Origin of the sequence: Methanoregula sp. (assembly GCF_041663825.1) — an archaeon.
GTDB lineage: Archaea > Halobacteriota > Methanomicrobia > Methanomicrobiales > Methanospirillaceae > Methanoregula.
The window spans coordinates 34,723-52,082 of the sequence record NZ_JBAYLY010000020.1; the positions used below are offsets into that span (position 1 = coordinate 34,723).

General features: G+C 48.2%; 14 protein-coding genes and 1 pseudogene. 7 read left to right on the forward strand and 8 right to left on the reverse strand.

Annotated elements, in window-relative coordinates:
- Positions 1 to 5 precede the first annotated feature (5 nt).
- A complete protein-coding gene (locus WCX19_RS09765) occupies positions 6 to 797 on the reverse strand; it encodes a 2-amino-3,7-dideoxy-D-threo-hept-6-ulosonate synthase (RefSeq protein WP_373007583.1) in 792 nt (263 codons plus the stop codon).
- Positions 798 to 1,294: 497 nt separating this feature from the next.
- Between WCX19_RS09765 and WCX19_RS09770 the strand changes: the two genes are divergently transcribed.
- On the forward strand, positions 1,295 to 4,309 hold the full coding sequence (locus WCX19_RS09770; RefSeq protein ID WP_373007585.1) for a tetratricopeptide repeat protein: 3,015 nt from the start codon (positions 1,295 to 1,297) through the stop codon (positions 4,307 to 4,309).
- A 688-nt stretch (positions 4,310 to 4,997) separates the two neighbouring features.
- Here WCX19_RS09770 and WCX19_RS09775 read toward each other — a convergent pair.
- The 5 genes from WCX19_RS09775 to WCX19_RS09795 all read right to left on the reverse strand — a co-directional run bounded on the left by WCX19_RS09775 (position 4,998) and on the right by WCX19_RS09795 (position 10,174).
- The gene (locus WCX19_RS09775; RefSeq protein ID WP_373007587.1) at positions 4,998 to 6,413 is read right to left on the reverse strand and encodes a DUF1254 domain-containing protein; all 1,416 of its coding nucleotides are present in this window, start codon (positions 6,411 to 6,413) and stop codon (positions 4,998 to 5,000) included.
- A gap of 329 nt (positions 6,414 to 6,742) precedes the next feature.
- Positions 6,743 to 6,967, reverse strand: a complete 225-nt coding sequence (locus tag WCX19_RS09780; RefSeq protein ID WP_373007589.1) for a helix-turn-helix transcriptional regulator — start codon at positions 6,965 to 6,967, stop codon at positions 6,743 to 6,745.
- Positions 6,968 to 6,981: 14 nt separating this feature from the next.
- Positions 6,982 to 7,560 carry a DUF2178 domain-containing protein gene (locus WCX19_RS09785; RefSeq protein WP_373007591.1) on the reverse strand — a complete coding sequence of 193 codons (579 nt, stop codon included), beginning with the start codon at positions 7,558 to 7,560 and terminating at the stop codon, positions 6,982 to 6,984.
- On the reverse strand, positions 7,557 to 8,810 hold the full coding sequence (locus tag WCX19_RS09790) for a hypothetical protein (protein ID WP_373007593.1): 1,254 nt from the start codon (positions 8,808 to 8,810) through the stop codon (positions 7,557 to 7,559). Before WCX19_RS09790 ends, WCX19_RS09785 begins: the two co-directional genes overlap by 4 nt.
- 224 nt (positions 8,811 to 9,034) lie before the next feature.
- The gene (locus WCX19_RS09795) at positions 9,035 to 10,174 is read right to left on the reverse strand and encodes a hypothetical protein (RefSeq protein WP_373007595.1); all 1,140 of its coding nucleotides are present in this window, start codon (positions 10,172 to 10,174) and stop codon (positions 9,035 to 9,037) included.
- A 259-nt stretch (positions 10,175 to 10,433) separates the two neighbouring features.
- Between WCX19_RS09795 and WCX19_RS09800 the strand changes: the two genes are divergently transcribed.
- The gene (locus tag WCX19_RS09800) at positions 10,434 to 10,856 is read left to right on the forward strand and encodes a flavodoxin family protein (RefSeq protein ID WP_373007597.1); all 423 of its coding nucleotides are present in this window, start codon (positions 10,434 to 10,436) and stop codon (positions 10,854 to 10,856) included.
- Positions 10,857 to 10,908: 52 nt separating this feature from the next.
- Here the strand turns inward: WCX19_RS09800 and WCX19_RS09805 are convergent, their stop codons facing one another.
- Positions 10,909 to 11,586 carry a DUF1847 domain-containing protein gene (locus WCX19_RS09805; RefSeq protein ID WP_373007599.1) on the reverse strand — a complete coding sequence of 226 codons (678 nt, stop codon included), beginning with the start codon at positions 11,584 to 11,586 and terminating at the stop codon, positions 10,909 to 10,911.
- Positions 11,587 to 11,703: 117 nt separating this feature from the next.
- Here WCX19_RS09805 and WCX19_RS09810 point away from each other — a divergent pair, with 117 nt between their 5' ends.
- From WCX19_RS09810 to WCX19_RS09830, 5 genes are all read left to right on the forward strand, one after another.
- Complete coding sequence (locus WCX19_RS09810) at positions 11,704 to 12,015, forward strand: winged helix-turn-helix transcriptional regulator (RefSeq protein ID WP_373007601.1); 312 nt, start codon at positions 11,704 to 11,706, stop codon at positions 12,013 to 12,015.
- A 402-nt stretch (positions 12,016 to 12,417) separates the two neighbouring features.
- A complete protein-coding gene (locus tag WCX19_RS09815) occupies positions 12,418 to 13,068 on the forward strand; it encodes a flavodoxin family protein (RefSeq protein ID WP_373007603.1) in 651 nt (216 codons plus the stop codon).
- A gap of 102 nt (positions 13,069 to 13,170) precedes the next feature.
- Positions 13,171 to 13,518, forward strand: coding sequence for a hypothetical protein (locus tag WCX19_RS09820; protein WP_373007605.1), 348 nt, complete (start codon positions 13,171 to 13,173; stop codon positions 13,516 to 13,518).
- A 375-nt stretch (positions 13,519 to 13,893) separates the two neighbouring features.
- A complete protein-coding gene (locus WCX19_RS09825) occupies positions 13,894 to 14,976 on the forward strand; it encodes a sensor histidine kinase (RefSeq protein ID WP_373007607.1) in 1,083 nt (360 codons plus the stop codon).
- Positions 14,977 to 15,332: 356 nt separating this feature from the next.
- Entirely contained in the window at positions 15,333 to 15,818 is a 486-nt protein-coding gene (locus WCX19_RS09830) for a Rid family detoxifying hydrolase (protein ID WP_373007609.1), read from the forward strand.
- A gap of 58 nt (positions 15,819 to 15,876) precedes the next feature.
- On the opposite strand, the pseudogene WCX19_RS09835 reads toward WCX19_RS09830, so the two are convergent.
- A pseudogene (locus WCX19_RS09835) lies at positions 15,877 to 17,211 on the reverse strand (lectin like domain-containing protein); the annotation flags it as partial.
- Positions 17,212 to 17,360: the final 149 nt, after the last annotated feature.

Sequence of the window (17,360 nt, forward strand, 5' to 3'; positions counted from 1 at the left end):
CCACCTTACCCGTTGAGGACTTTCAGCGCTTCTTCGACGCTCTTGTTCTGGTGCACGATACATGCCGCTGCCCGCACAAACTTGTCCGGGGTCCGGTGCTGGAAGGCGTTCCTGCCGATCGAGATCCCGGCCGCACCGCCCGCCATCGCGCCCTCTATTAATTCCAATGTTGTGCGGTCATCCGTCTTTGAACCTCCGGCGACCACGACCGGCACCGGGCAGCCCCTTGTCACTTCGCGGAAGGACTCGGGGTCTCCCGTGTACACGGTCTTTACGATATCGGCGCCAAGCTCTGCTGCCACCCGTGCGGCAAGCTTCACCTGGTCGAGATCGTTGTTGGTCTTGATGTTCTTCCCGCGTGGGTACATCATCGCGAGGAGCGGCATCCCCCACTCCATGCACTCGACCGCGACCATCCCGAGATCGGAGAGCATCTTTGCCTCGGACTCGGCGCCGATGTTCACGTGCATCGAGACCGCGTCGGCGCCCATCTTCAGCGCGTTTGTGACCGAGTTCACGAGCACCTTCTCGTTCGGGTCCGGCGCAAGTTTCGTGCTTGCCGACAGGTGCAGGATAAGGCCGATGTCCCTCCCGCCCTGCCGGTGGCCGTGCAGCGCAAGGCCCACGTGGCCGATCACCGCATTTGCCCCGCCGTCCGCGATCAGGTTCACGGTCTGGCCCATATCGATCAGGCCCGGGATCGGACCGTCCGAAACCCCGTGATCCATCGGCACGATGATCGTTTTCTTCGTATTGCGGTTCATGATTCTTTCCAGACGAATTTCCTTTCCTCTCATAATTCTGCAACTCCTTTTTGAACAATCAACAATGTGTGAATCGGTAACTCTCAATCAACAACAATCAACAGCGCCCCTTCGAACCAATGAATGAATGATCAGCGGCGAAGGGGCTTACCGGTACCAGGGATAATACCCGAAACCGAAGTAGCTAAAGAAGCTAAAATAACCAAAAACGCGATAGCCAAGGCTTGTCGCGTTTACATTTTCAGAAATAACAGTACTCATGCTGCGGACGGTGCTCTCGCTTTTAGAGATAAAGACATTCCCGAGGGAAAAAACCCTCACGGGTGCGGACGCATCCTTCCTGCATGATCATTTGTTTGACACTGGGGGTATATAATTGTGTGTGCTAAGGTGTAGCATGGCGGGGATGAGGGGGGGTGAATTTGGACGGGATGCCTCAGAAAGCAGCATTTAATAGACACCCATAGAGATACAAATGAAATAATATGAACGTGATTTACACATATACTAAATAAAATACAACGATTTCCATGTCTGATCTTCATAGTGCTCTAAAAAATGTAAACATAAATCCCCATTGTGGAAAAATTGATCTTTATAATCATATCGAGAGAGTAAAAAAGCATGCAAAAAAATGGCTTGAACCTCTTGGAAAAAACGGTTATGAGCATTCTGAAAGGTTGGAACTTTACTTAAATTCTTTGACAAAAAGGTTACGTAACGAATCCGGAATTACTGCAGATGAAATTTTTATTCTTCTTTATGCGGTTTATTTGCACGATATAGGATACAACAAGGATGGGCAGATTGAATCATCGGGGCATCAAAAAAGGAGCCAAGAATACATTAACAGGGAACCCTCTCGATATTTATTTGAGTCATTTCCACCATTCAATGGAATAATTCCAAAGATCGCAGAAGCCGTTGGAATTGTTTGCTATGGGCATTCAAGCGAGGTTCCTCTAGATGATATTCCCGATATTTTTCCTGATTCTTGTTTTATGAGCAAAAAATTGAATCTACGAAAAATTGTAGCATTATTACGAATCGCAGATGAAGCCGATGACCCCTATATTAGAATGAAAAATAGCAAATCTTCAAAATCGATACGCAAAGAAATCCCCCTTGTTGAAATTCAAGATAATACAATTATTTGGTACTGGAATCAAACAAATGAAAATGATTCTTTAAAATTTGAAGAACTTGTTCAAATAAAATTGAAACTTTTGGATACATCCATTCAATATTTAAGAAGTATCGGTGCAGGAGAATGGTTTATAGTATTATCTCCCCAAATTTTCCGAGTCATTCCCGATATGTCAAAAAATGTCGTTTGTTCTTTTGTTGGGAGGGAGGGGGATCTTGAAAAATTACATGAAAAAATTCAAAGATGTCCAAGTTCATGTACAGGAATCATAGGAATTGGAGGGATCGGAAAAACCGAACTTGCTAAAGCATATGCAAAAAAGTACAAATGTTATTATCCCGATGGAATTTATTGGGTTTCATTGCAGGACAGTTCATGGAAAATTGAAGCTTCTAAAATATTCGCGGCAATTTCACCAAATGTACATTTAAAAACATTTGTTGATGATGCAGAAGCAATTACGTATATTTCAAAATTTTTCGAGGAACGAAAAAAATCTCTTTTAATAATTGATGATGTTAAAGACGAAAAAGAACTGATAAAATCGGGTTGTTTTACACTTATTACTTCTAGAAATCAGATGATCCTCGGGTCTGATTATGAAAATTCTATTTTCAGGTTATCTGGTTTGGACTATCAAGGCGGAATTGAACTCCTCTCCCTTATCATCGGAAATGATCGGGTGAGCGCGGATATTGATTGTGCAATTCAAATTATTGAAATTCTCGGTGGTTTACCCCTAGCTATAGAAATTGCTGCACAACATATTCGAGAAATTCCAGATTTAAGTTTCTCAGAATATATTGGTCAAATTCAAAATAAAATTGAAGATTTAAAGATCGATGGAAAAGAGAAGAAAAATGTTCGTGCGTCCTTAGAGATTAGTATTGATCAATTAGTCACGTTACCTGAGGGAAACAAATTACTTGAATTATTTGAAGCTTCAAGTATTTGTCCAGAATCCGGATTTACTTCTAACTTGTTAATTCAAATTGTAAAGTTTAAATCAACAACAAAAATAGATACTATGAGGTTAGTGTCAAAATTATATGAGAGATGTCTAGTCGAGTTTGATCAAATTTCAAACAGTTATTATTTACACCCTCTACTGAAACAGATCGCAGAACAACGATTAACCAAGAATAATAGTCGAAAAACAAAATATATCAAAAATTACTGCACTTACTTTTTAGAATATTGCCATGCATTCAATGAGAATCCAGCGTATCTTATAGCAGAAAAAGATGGAGTTTGGCGAGCATTATTGCTAACTCAGCAAATGAAAAATGGGAATGTACTATGCCAAAAAATGATTGCAGATTTGAGCACCCCCTATTGGGATTTAATAAAAGATAATAATTATTTATCGGCACTAGATTATTTAAGTGCATCAAACTTGGAACAGATTGAGAAAATTGGCGAAATATCGCAATTCTCTAACCTGTTGAAGCCTTTAATTGATAATCTCCCCGAACTTCCTGCCCCTGCTCAGATATATGTCTTAATAAATCAAGCAATTATTCATCATAAGATAGGGGAAAATGAAAGTGCTATTTTGTTATTCAATAAATCTTTAGAGCTTTGCAAAAAAAATGAAAATGCGCGTCTTGAAATGATAATAATGAGCAACTTGGGAATATGCTATGCAGGGTTGAATAAATTAACAGATGCTATCTCTTATTATCAACAAGCATACGAAATAATCCAAGAACTAGATTGGGTAAATGAATCTGGTGCATTACTCAATAATTTAGGGAATGCATATGCAGACCTTGGAAACAAACAAAAAGCATTAGAATATTATGAAATGCGGCTTGAAGTTGCAAGACAAGTGGGTGATTTTCAGGGAGAAGCAAATGCATTAAACAATCTAGGATTGATTAGTATGGAAATAGGAGAATTAATGCAGGGATATTCATATCTTTATGATTCTTTGGAAATAACAAAACAAATTGGCGATATTTCTGGTGAGGGGTATATAGTAGCAAATATGGGCATAGCATATGCAGCGATGGAATTAGAAGATAAAGCGCTAATATTTTTCCAAAAATCTTATAAAATTGCAAAAAAGACCAATGATGTAATAGCACAATGCAAGTCTCTTCGATTAATTGGCTTGACTTTAGCAGAAAAAGGAGATTTTAAAAATGCCCTTATATATTCTCAAAAATCGTTAGTATTAGCAAAAAGGCTTAAAGATACTAGATTAGAGGCAAGTATTCTGCATGGATTGTATTTCATCCATATGAAAAATGGTGACGAAAAGCTAGCTAATAAATATTATCATGATGCAGAAAAGATTTTTTCTTCTCTTAAATTGGAGCATATGGTAAAAAATATGGATCAATCTAAAAAACAACTACGTAAAGAAATATCCCGAAACAAATCAAACATATAAAAAATAATTATCCTTTGTTATTAAAGCCCCCCTAAATAGCCTCCCTTATTTTTTGTGCAAACAGGTTAATAGTCTAATCAAAACCCGATAAGGCGGTTTGCACGTCTTGCATTACACAATATGATTCCACCCCCCTCCTCGCTTCGGCTCGGAGTCGCTCGGGCCCTCACTGGCCAGATTACCTGTTTTAGAAAGAACAGGTAATTGATCCGCCGCGGGGGCGCCTCGTCGGGGGCGGCGGCGCTCCTCGCTCGTGGGGGTGTGGGGGCGACAGCCCCCGCGATACCATTAGACCCATCCGGATTTTTGGCACCCCCTTATCTTCACCGGCCCGGCCGCGAAACCCCCTCCCACTCTCCCGGCAAAACCCCCTCCCGCGAAACAACGGTTCAAACCATGCAAAAAAAGTCCCGTTCGCGGACTAGGGGGGGAGGGGGTACCCCCCACCCCCCTCCCCCACCAGCGCCCGGACATGAGAACCGCCACAGTCCGGGAAAATGCCGGAAAACCCGGTTCCCCGCCGGAGACTCCACGCAAAACGATGGCTTGAGCCGTGCAGAAAAAGTCCCGGTCGCAAACCCGGGGGGGGAGGGGGTACCCCCCCACCCCCCTCCCCTTCTTTCGATCAAAGTGGGGGTCGCCCTCCCCCCCTTGTGCCGGGCCAAGTCGGGGTACCCCCTATCCCCAATCACGGCACTGCGGTGATTGCCGGCGGCTGCCAGCCCGTGCCATTGAGAATGCCGGGGATCCCGGCCGTTTCAGGAGCGTCAAGTCGCCACATAACCTCGAATCCCTGTCCCTTCGCGGTCGGCAGCCAGTTGTTTACCTGAGCCGGGTCCGAAGGCGACGTGGACTGCAGGTAGAGATCCGCCGAGCCATCGGCGTTGTATGTGATCTGCGACGCATCGCTGATCTCATACCGGTTGATCGGATTGGGGATCATTGTCCCGTTCAGGGTGTAGGCGGTAACCGACCAGGTCTGATTCACCGGAGGAGCAGACGCCATGTGCAGGACGTACCTGGTCGATCCGTTGAGTGGGTTTTTGCCGGAATCTGCCCAGCTCATGGCATACATCGTCTGTCCGGAGGTAACTGCACCCAGGCCAATCTGACTTATGACAGCACGCAGAGGGTAGTTCGTCCCATACTGCCCGAAGCCTCCCAAGAGATAACCGTTGTGCTGGTCGAAACTTTCAAGGTACAGGGCCATGGTGTCGTTCTTGATCTGCACCGGACCGGCGGCTACGGCGTCATTTAGCCCCCTGAGGGTATCTTTGCTCAGACTTGCGTTATGCGAGGGTTCCATCCCGGGCCCGATCCCAACCTCCGCGAACCGGGCGAGCTCGGGCTGGTCGGCTCCCGGCGGTGGAAACAGCGCAATCTGTTGTCCGAGCATATCGTAGAATGCAAGCCCGCCGGGTATCTGATAGATCCGGGGGGTCGCATGGGGATTCGTCAGATTGTTCTGCTGGTAATTCGTCCCGTACTGGCTCAATGGCGTCAGGGTGTAGCCATCCTGGATGCGGGTAACATTTGCGACGTCGTAACTGCCCTTCAGCTGGGTTATCCCTATGATCCAGATGCGGTTGTAGTCGACATCGATACGGTGGGTCCCCGCAGGGATGGGCACAGTATACTGGCCGGGGCCGGCAATCACGTAATCGCCCGGCGGGGTCTGGTTGACGCTGCCGAGGTTTGCAATGTTGTTGGTGTAGGGGTCGATAAAGGAGAAGACGAAAAAGTGGTCTCGTACCTCCGGCACATGGAGGACTTGGGGCTCTTTGCTCAGATCGAGCCATGCGATCGATGAGAGGCTGGTCGGGCTCGGCGCCACAACCACCGTGCTATCCGGGTTGTTTAAGGAGCGTACGTTGTTGAACTGGTTGACCGGACCAAACGCACCGTTCGAGACGTTGATGCTGGTCATGGTTTCAAACGTCGTGTTGGTCACAAGCAGTGGCAAACCGTAGGTGTAGGCTTCCAGTCCAATCTCGTAGCCGGTATTGTAGTCGGCTTGTGAAACGGCCGACAGGTAAACCGTTATCAGCAATGCAGCCGCGACCAGCAGTATCGCACAGATAACGACAGGCATATGTCTTCGCATAATCACACCGCCGGTCATAGGCAACAGTGAAATTTTGCTTTCTTTAAAGGTTTTGGTTTGGGATTGTTGAAAGTCTGCGGGAGTCTGGATATAATTCCCACCGAAGAATAATAATCAGCTCCCAAAGACGTTACCGGACCATGTTAATCATATACTCCCCGCGTAATTCAATTTTTTAGCAATCAGCGGGACACATGCAGAAAGCCAGAAGAAAACCAACGTCGTACCGAGAATTTCTGACACCGGAGGTAAAAAGTCAGAGAATCCCGCCAGGGTAAAGAGGGATGGAACAATTATATTCACCAGAAGAACAGATAGTGTTCCTGCAATCACTCCTCATCCTGCGAGGGGCCATCGACCTCTTCTTCATACATGAACACGTCGTCTATCCCGACCCCGAATACGTTTGCGATACGGAACCCCAGTTTTATCGACGGGCAATACTTCCCTTTCTCCATGGAGATGATCGTATTCCGGGTGACACCGACCAGCTCGGCAAGCTGCTCCTGTGTCATATCCTTCTCTGCCCGGAGTACTTTGATTCGGTTTTTCATGTTCTTTTAAGGTGTTAGTACTTTCTGTTATAATACAAATAAAAAGCACCATACGTGACAAGGAGGGCAGCAAGAACACCACCGATAGTCATTCCCACGAGGCCTTTTTGTTCGTTCTCTTTGTATGCCTGGTTCCTGAACTGGCTGTATTCCATGGCCTCAATCTCGTTCATGGAGTGAATATCCTGAATGGTAATGGTTCGGATCAGGTTATCGGGCGTCTCCGGACTTCCGGGTTTATAGAGGTGCATTACGAGCGTGGTGGTCCCGTTCTCGTTTGTAAAGACGCTTCCCGTTATTTTCGGACTCAGCGTACTGCTGAATACAAACGAGGAAAGGATGACGGCAACAATGGCCCCTGCAATAACAATGAGCTCAAGCGTCCGCAGGGCAGCCACCGAACGGACCTTGTTCATCCGCTCGTCACCCATCACCTCCTTCACGTTCTTCCGGCAGGCTACAATGACAATAATCCCGAGCGGGATGGCAATGACCGGGACAAGGAAATTCCCGGCTGCTATCGACCACCCGATCATCGCTGCCACGAGAATGGAGACTGCAAGGGAGCAGGCAAGGTACGTGAAGCGTTTCATGAGTTATTCACCGTAACGGGAAAAATCCTCGAACTGAACAGATCGCCGTACTTCATTGTCCGGGTAGTCCAGTCGAAGTTGTCATTGCTGATATTAACCAGGTACTCCCCGGGGCTGAACTTGTAAGTTTCGAGTTTGAACGCCCAGAGGTTTTCCCCACCGGCCCCATTCACTACGACTGTTCCCCCTGAGGCTCCCGAGAACGTCCCGGTATCTGATAAGGTAGTATTCTGGCCGGCATCCCTGGCATCGACGGAGAAATTATACGAGCCTGTTTCAAAGGCAGCGGGATAGACATTCATCGTCAGATCCTGCCCGGCAGGAATACTGGTGGTCCCGGTGATGACATAGACCCCTTCCGTATGAATGTCAGGGAGGGTATCGATCGCGATAAAGTGCGCGGAAACCGGCAGGAGCGTGGTTGTATTCCCGGAAGTGGCAGAACCTGAGGGAACAAATGTTGTACTGGCAGAAACCGTGCCGGCAGGCGAGATGTTCCCGGCCGCATTTCCGGTGAGGGTAACCTGGTACGGTCCGGGTTCAGGAGTACTGTTCTCAATCTGTACAGACCACCGGTTAACTCCCTCTGTCCCTTCGGTGACAAGGACGGTCCCCCGGTAATCCGATGAATTGCCGACCGTTGCGTTTGTCACCCCGTGCAAATCCCACGCAAGCGGGGTGGCCGGCGCAAGGCTGGTGATGCCGGTAATTATCAGGATGCTTCCTGCCTGCTTTAAGGGATTAATCCGGATATACGGCTGCACGGCAGGACTCCGTTTATGGATCGCACCGGAGCCGGCAGTGTCATCCCCGAGCGTGAAGTGCCCGGTTGCAATGGGCGCACCTTGTATCAGGGAATAATTTTTGCCAAACGAATACGTTGCCACGGTGATCTGGTAGTCTCCCGGGATAAGGAGGGAGAGGTCGAATTCGCTCCTCCAGCGGTTCCGCCCCCCGTCCGCCGCCGGGATGATCGTGGCCTCGTTCCAGGTATTTGTCCCACCGGTGCAGTTGCCCGGTGAGGGACAGGTGGAGATCGTGACAGACATATTAGCGTACCAGGGAAGCGTTGTCGTCCCGGAGAGGACCAGCATGTTGTTCTCGTCCACGCTGGCGTTGGTGACAGGATCTATGGCAGCAGAGGGTGGCAGGAACGGGAAGGGGAATGAACTCAAGCAGATGGCAATAAACATTCCCACGAGGAGCAGGGCGGCGACGATTCCCGCGTACGTGAGATATTTCTTTTTCATAGAGGCTCCATGCAAAGTATGTTGTGCATTAAGACAAAAACTTTTATCTTTTATCCGGTCTTAAGCCGGATTCCTGACATTCATTGAAAGGTGGATTGCCCTGATCTGATACTACAGTCAGGGCAATCCGCTTTTATCATTGTGACCTTTGCGACAGAGAGAGGTTACTGCCATCGCAATCTGCCACAAAAAGAGAGGGGTTTTGGGGTGTGCATGCCCCTCATTTAATTCAGGGTAAAGGACGCGGTTGCAATCGGGTTCTCCACCTCGAAGTCGCCACTTTTCATCACACCCACGAGGACCACCCATTTTCCTGCAGGCATCTGGTTCATGTCTGCGGCAAACGAAACCCGGTTTAAAGCCCCGCTGCCTTTAGCGACCATGTTACTTCCCCCGAGACCCATTGCGGTCTTGTTGACACTTATGGGAGCAGTTCCCGTATCCGGCATGATCTGCCAGATCAGGCTGGTGCCTACGGGAAGGCTGGTGGTCCCGGTAATCAGGAACTGGTCTCCTGTCGACCGGGCACCTATCGGGTTTACGGCAATATAATCGCTGGCGGCAGGGGTTACCTGTACCGGCGTATCCGATCCCAGGTAGGTACCACCAAGGGTGAAGGTGGTCGATCCCAGGACAGGACCTGGCGCATAATTCCCTTTTGCCGGATCACCGGTCATTTCGGTGACGTTAACCGTCAGTATACCGGGTTTTAATGTGGAGGTATCAACCGGCATGGAGTACCGGTTAATTCCACCAGTGCCTGTAAGGACAACCGTATTTCCCCCGAAATTCCCTGTATCAATCATCAGGCTTGTTCCTGCGGCCAGGTTGGTTGAACCGGTGACTATCAGGAGATCGCCGGTCGTCTTTCCGGCAATAGGATCGACCAGAATGTACTGCCCTGATGCAGCGGATACCAAAGAGGGGTGCACAGTAAACGTGGTCGTACCAAACGGAGCGCCCGTGGCAGAACTTCCTTCGCGTATATCCCCGGTGATGACCGATACATTCACGAGATATTCCATCGGGACGAATACCGAGGTATTCAGCTCCATTGACCATGTGTTGAGCCCGCCTATACCAGACCTGACGTCCGCGGTGCCCATAGCACCACTGAACTCACCGGTATCGCTCGCATGGTTCTCAAAGGAGGTCGCATAGATCTGTACCATGAGGTTCGTTCCCACAGGAAGGTTCGTGTTACCGGAAACAGTAAATACATCGCCTGCATTCTTATCGCTCACCGGGTTAACGGAGATAAACGGTTTGAATACCGAATATCCGCTGACCATGCCAACGCAGATGACGATGGCAACAACGCAGACAGCAAGGATGCTGCCCATGACAAGGGTCTGGTGTTTCATAAGACCACATGCACAATGTACTGTGCATTGTGTATAAACTTTTTGGCATTTTGCAAAAATATGTTGGCATATTTAACCCGGATCGGGCATAAACACGTTCCCTATCAGCCGACGCCCTATGGAGAAGTGTCTCGTGGATACAGGAAAAATATGGAAAATTAAGTCTGGATTTCTTTCTCCGGATCCTGACACTCCCCTTTAGCATCCGGCCCGGTGATGCAGGACCCTTTATTATGCGGATCGTCATATATCAGGAAATATGACCGAAATTGCTGTATTCGTTGATTCAAAAGGTGGGAATACAAGGAAAGTGGCAGACGCCATAGCAGGAGAGCTGGGCGTCGGCGTGGGAGACCTCAAGATACCCCTCCCGGCCGATGCAAAGATACTGTTCCTCGGGAGCGGGACCTATGGCGCTTTACCGGGAAAAGAGATGACAAAATTCGTTGCGGACAATGATTTTGCCGGTCGCAGGGTCGCCCTGTTCGGCACGTCCATGAAACCCGAGGGGGCAGAGAAGATGATCGCGGTAATGGAGGATGCCGTAACAAAGAAGAGTGCCACGGTCCTTGGGAGGTATCATTGCCCGGGTAAATTCATGTTCTTTAACCGGGACCGGCCCGGCAAAGAAGATCTGGATAATGCAAAAAAATTTGCACGGGAGATGCTCACGGTAAGCTGAGCCGGCACTTCGCAAAAAAACATTTCCCCCTCCCCATCGGTTCCCGGATACATCACGGGTCCATGCTCATTTTCATCGCGAACCGGTCCCGGAAAAACCCCTGGCTCTGGTACAAAGCGGCCACAGGGTTATGCCCGAGGGCACGGTCTTTTACAATGAGTGGCGTTGTCTCTGCTTTACAATGTCGCAGGAAGAGAATGTCGTGCCCGACACAAAGTCCCACCATGAGGTTCAGCTCCGTTTTTTCATGGTTGAGTATCTCCGCCTGCAATATCGGGTTGCAGAATATATCCCCGGGCATGCCGAGATCCTGAGGGTTTACTTCCCCACAGAGACAGGACACGGAGACTACGTCAAACCCATTGTTTTCAAGAATGTCAGACAACAACTTCGATTCCGGCATCAGCGCATAACACGTGGCAATGCCCAGCCGTTTCATTCCCCGGATCTTAGCGTATTCAATAATTTCATGAATTCTTGTCCAGGAGTACTTTTCGTTTTGTTTTTGCGGATCAAGCACTTTTTTCATCAGACCAAGCCACCCCTGGATTACGGCATGGTTTTCAGGGATCTTGTATTTTTCTGTTGTTTCCCTGACCAAATCCAGGTACTTTTCCGTAGGGCAGGATGGCGGCACTTTTTTATTCTTTTCATGGGAACTGCACCGAAGAATGGTACATTTTACACATTGCGGACATTGCTTTGCCATTGGTAGCCTCTTTACTAACATCCATCAGTTTACCCGTATAGTTACAAATACTATGCAGAAGGAAAAAAGTAACATTGTTACAAAAAAATAACTATTGGAGGAATTATGTCCGAATCAAAAATAACATCCAAATGTCCTGTGGAATTATTTATTGAGGTCATGGGAAGCAAGTGGAAAATTCTCATCATCTGGAACCTTAAGGATCGTACGCTCCGGTTCTCGGATCTCCAGAAAAAGATGCACCATGTGAACTCGAAGACCATAACGACGCATCTCCGGGAACTTGAGAACCTCAAGATCATTTCAAGGGTTGTGTTTCCTGAGGTACCTCCCCGTGTTGAGTATTCCCTGACCAATTATGGTAAAGACCTTTTCCCGCTATTTGATGCAATGCGGATATGGGGTTTACATTACCTGGAATGTGAGGGAATAACGGCGAAGAGCTGCTAGGCTGGGAGGTGATCCCCCCCTCTAATCCGGGTTCAATGCAGCCTCCGATTGGTGTCTGACTATACCAAATGGAGCCCAAATCGGGCCCCGATTTAAAATAACCCCAAACCAGCCGTATTTTTTGAAACGGACGAGATACAACGATCTCATAGAAGTGTTTTAAGGGCAGTTTTGAGGCCCGGATGTGTTTTTTATTAATGGTAAAAAAAACCGTTGCAGGGCTTCCATGGGGCTCTGAAAGATATTATATGAAGTTCAATTTTGGCTTATTTTGGAAAACTGATGGATATATGGCCTCTGAATTTTTAGAAGGACAATCGGACGTGCCGCAGACGATGCAATGAACGGATTTGCCGCACGCAATATTTATCCCAAGCCCCCCGACACAATCCTGTGAAACCTATGAAACTCCTCGCATTCAACGGGAGCCCCCGGAAAAAGTGGAACACCGCGACGCTGCTCGAACATGCCTGTAAAGGTGCCGGGACTAAAGGTGCAGATACCGAACTCATCCACCTGTACGATCTCGATTACAAGGGCTGCATCAGCTGCTTCTCCTGCAAACGGATCGGCGGGAAGAGCTACGGGCACTGTGCACAGAAAGACGATCTTATGACGGTTTTTAAAAAAATTGAGGCGGCCGACGCGATCCTGATCGGCTCCCCGATTTACTATTCGGTAACGACCGGTGAAACGCGGTGCTTCCTCGAACGGCTGATGTTCCAGTACTCGGTCTATGACAAAGAGCGGTCGACACTCTTTGGGACGAAGATCCGGACCGGTTTCATCTACACGGCCGGTGCAAAGGAGGAGATGGTGCGGGAGATGGGCTTTGACCGGAATACGCAGCTGACGGAGATGGCGATGGCCCGGATCTTCGGGTCATGCGAATCGATATTCGTCACCGATACGCTCCAGTTCGATGATTATTCAGGATATGTCTCCACGCTCTTTGACCCGGAAGAGAAGAAGAAACACCGGGACGAGCAGTTCCCGAAGGACTGCAAAAAGGCCTACGATCTCGGGGTAAGACTGGTCCAAAAGGCGGCGTGAAATTTCCCGGTCGTGCCACCATGGGGACATGCCATCCCGGCCGTATGGAAACCTTTTGTAGTATCAGGGCAGAAAAATAAAAATTGAGATTACGTGATAACCATGACCGAAAAGAAAGGGCACTTTGAGAAGGGGATCTGGGTGGAAGACCCGGTTATAGCCCCCGCTGCAGCTCCTGTAAAAGAAGAGAACCCGATCGATACCCGCCTTGCCGCCGCCACCAAATCGGTCATCTCCGCGATGGACGATCTTGCAAAGGTCACCCGCGATCTCGTGGCAACGGATGAGGGAAGGAAGCATATCGAGAATGCCGTAAAAGAGACAACAGATAATGTCCGGAAGTCCTTTGACGATATCCTCGCCCGGGCAAAGGTGGAAGTGGATAAGGCAAAGGCGGATATGGAAATGTCTCAGGTTAAGGCGGGAAAAACCGCAGACCTCAAAAAGTAAACCGGAATACCAATCTCGTCGGGACAGCAAACAGGTTTTCCCGCGACTTTTTTTAACCGGACGGGACCAGAAACTCCGGAAATCCCGGCGGCAAACTGACAGATGATACGGTTACGTGGAGATACCCGGCTGTTTGCGGCAGGGGAATATTGGCCCGTGAAAATATTTTACATATACCGGTCCCGTAATTTTTTTAATGCGATCTACCGTAACGTGGTCCGCATCCTGAATGAACCGGTCAACATCTCGCTCGAAAATAGGATTCTGACCGGATAAATCCTGTCATTTTAAAAACAATAAGATAAGTATTTATATTGAATATAAATAATGCCACAGATAATGCATAGTGACCGATTAGAATCGGACTGATGTGTAGTGAGACAGAAAAAACCTGCTGGTGCTAAAAAGCAGACACACGAGACAGCTCCAGGAAGAGATGCTGAAATATATCATCTCATATTGGAAAATGTCAATGAAGCAATAGCGATCGTGCAGGACTTAAAGTTCGTATTCTTTAATCCTAGACTTTCTCAGATCAGCGGATATTCTGCAGAAGAGCTGACCGCAGGTTTGATTACCGGATTTGTCCACCCGGAGGACCGTAAAAAAGTCCGTACGAACCATCAGCTCCAATTAAAAAGAATGAAAATTCCGGTACCCTACATTATCAGGCTGTCCACAAAATCCGGCGATATCCGATGGATCGACATAAAATCGGCAACAATCTCATGGAACGGGGTTCCTGCGACCCTGAACTTCTATACGGATATTACCGAGCGCAAACAGGCTGAAACGGTCCTCTACGAGGCAAATAAAAAGTTAAAACTCATCTCGAGTATTACCCGGCACGATATCAAGAACCAGGTTATGGCACTCATGGCCTATCTCGAACTCTGCAAAGACTCTCTTGATAATCCAAAAGAACTGGCAGAATATATCGGCAAACAGAAGGAAATCGTCGATATCATCAACAGCCAGATCACCATCACCAGTGAATTTGAGGATATGGGTCTGAACCCCCCCTTGTGGCAAAACACGAGCAGGGTAATACGGGATGCGGTGGCGGATCACCCGAGGAGTGATATTCATGTTATCGTCAACTGCGACGATCTCGAACTATTTGCCGACCCCCTCTTAAAGAAAGTTTTCTATAACCTCATCGATAACGCACTCCGCTATGGGGGTGACCGTATGGTCACGATCCGATTCTCATTTCATGAATCTGAAAATACATGCACCATTGTCTGTGAAGACGATGGCGCAGGAATTTCGGATGAAGATAAAAAACATCTCTTTACGCGGGGTTTTGGGAAAAATACCGGGCTCGGGTTGTATCTCTCGCGGGAGTTACTATCCCTTACCGGCATGATGATTACGGAGAACGGTGCTCCCGGCAAAGGTGCCCGGTTTGAAATTACGGTGCCAAAAGGGGTGTACAGGTTTATCAAAACTTTATAACTGCTGGGGAAAATCAGGATCCAAAATAACCTTTGGAATCAACGAAAAAGGCAGCCGATACCTGCACACAGGCCTTATGTTCTCATCTATAAACCGGATCAAAAAAAAAGCAGTTGATAGTCCTTACCCGACTATGCAGATCATGATGCGGCATACTGATCGCTTCGCCCTTTTTTAAAATCATTCCGGTATCGGAAATTACCCGAAATGCGGATACCTGTCCCCCCCTCAAAGCCTGATGTGGCACCACCCACAATCACAAAAAGGAGGGGTTGCTCCCTTTTTTAGACCCCCGGTTTCGGCAGTTATATGATTCACAAGGTGCTTTTTTTACTAAAACCAAAGGAAGCACCCTAATGACCGTTGATAAGAATAGTGTAATCATCGTGCTGGTGTTTGTCTGCGGGATCGTTTCCGGCGCTGTACTTGCCGGACTTCTCCTGCCCCAACCGGTACATCCCGCAAAACAGGCAGTAGTTACCAAAAATGCGCCCACACCGATAGGGCCGTATAATCAGGCCGTGCAATCCGGTAACTTCGTATTCCTGTCAGGGCAGATCGGGATCAATCCCGCAACCGGGAACCTCACGGGTAGCAGCGTTGATGGGCAGACCACACAGGCGATGAAAAATATCGAGGCTGTGCTCGATGCATCCGGCCTCGGCTTTGGGGACGTTGTCCAGACCCGGATATATTTTACAAACATGAGCGACTGGGCAACGATAAACAGGATCTATGCCTCCTGCTTTAACGACACTTACCCGGCCCGGTCTGCTGTGCAGGTTGCCGGCTTACCTGCCGGTGCCAAAGTCGAAATTGAGATGATCGCACAGAAACGGTAAGGGCACGAGTATACTTTTTTTAAAAACTACAAAAAAAAGGGATTCTGACCGGGCACCGTTAAGCCCATTTTCCCAGGTCTGGCACTACAGCGGTGTCGCCATTCATGCCGAACTTTACCTGTTTGTCGACTTTCCCGTCGAAGTTATAATTAAGGTCCCAGTATCCGGTCGATGGCCGGAACACACCAATCTCTGATTGACCGGCCTTGTTCCAGTCGCTCACGACGGGCGTGTCGCCACTCTTGCCGAACTGCACCTGTTTGTCGACTTTCCCGTCGAAGTTATAGTTAATGTTCCAGGTTCCGGTCGATGACCGGAACACACCAATCTCTGAGTGACCGGCCTTGTTCCAGTCGCCCACGACCGGCGTGTCGCCACTCTTACCGAACTTTACCTGTTTGTCGAATTTCCCATCGAGGTTATAGTCCAGATACCAGGTGCCCGTTGATGGACGGAATACGCCGATCTCGGTGTTAACGGAGCTGCTCCAGTTGCCTACGACAGGTATGTCGCCACTCTTGCCGAACTGCACCTGTTTGTCGAATTTCCCGTCGAGGTCATAGTCCAGATACCAGGTGCCCGTCGAGGGACGGAATACGCCGATCACTTTATGACCGGTCTTGTTCCAGTCACCCACCAGGGGTATGTCGCCACTCTTGCCGAACTTTACCGTTATATCGGGAGTAACACTGTTCGTGGAATCGAGGTACCAGTACCCGGTCGAGGGACGGAATACACCGATCCCGGATTTCCCGGTTCCTTTCCAGTCCCCGACTACGGGTACGTCGCCAGTCTGGCCTAACTTAACTGTTTTGTCAACGTTTCCATCGACATTGGTATCCAGATACCAGGTGCCCGTCGAGGGACGGAATACACCAATTTCTGTAGTTACAGAAGGAGTCGTTCCACTTGTATACGCCTTTACACAAATGTGACTGTTAAGGAGAAGGGGATCCACTGTCACTTGTGTTTTAAGGTCTGTCCATCCATCGGTTCCAAGCACATACCCCTGACCGGATTGTGAGATAATTCCGCTGGTATAATTGGCAAGATTCTGTTCAATCGGGACATACCATTTATTCGTCGGGTTGGTAACCGTAACAACAACTGAGAATTTGTCACCCTTCGTCACAGGAACCTGCTGACCAGAGGGAATTACGACCGTATTGTATCCCATGTAGGTTAGAGTCTTACTGACTGTGACTACTGGGGTTCCGCCAACCGGTCCCGAGGTCGGATTTTTATAAATGCTGATAGTACAGGGAACATTCAGATCGGTCGTATAGAATCCGACCGCTTTTATGGTTTCCGAAGAATTGGCGGTAAAGACGTTGGCAAACGACCCGGTTTTTGCGGTCCCAAAGTAATAATCGTTCACTTCTCCCAGTTTATCGTAGGAATATACCGTATCATAATTGGTAGTGTCATGTCAATAATGTAATGTCGTAAAATATTTGATGCATTAGTTTCATATTCCACATGAGGAAGTTGGATATGACGAAATACATCGTAACCCTTTCCGAAGACGAACGCAAAAAACTA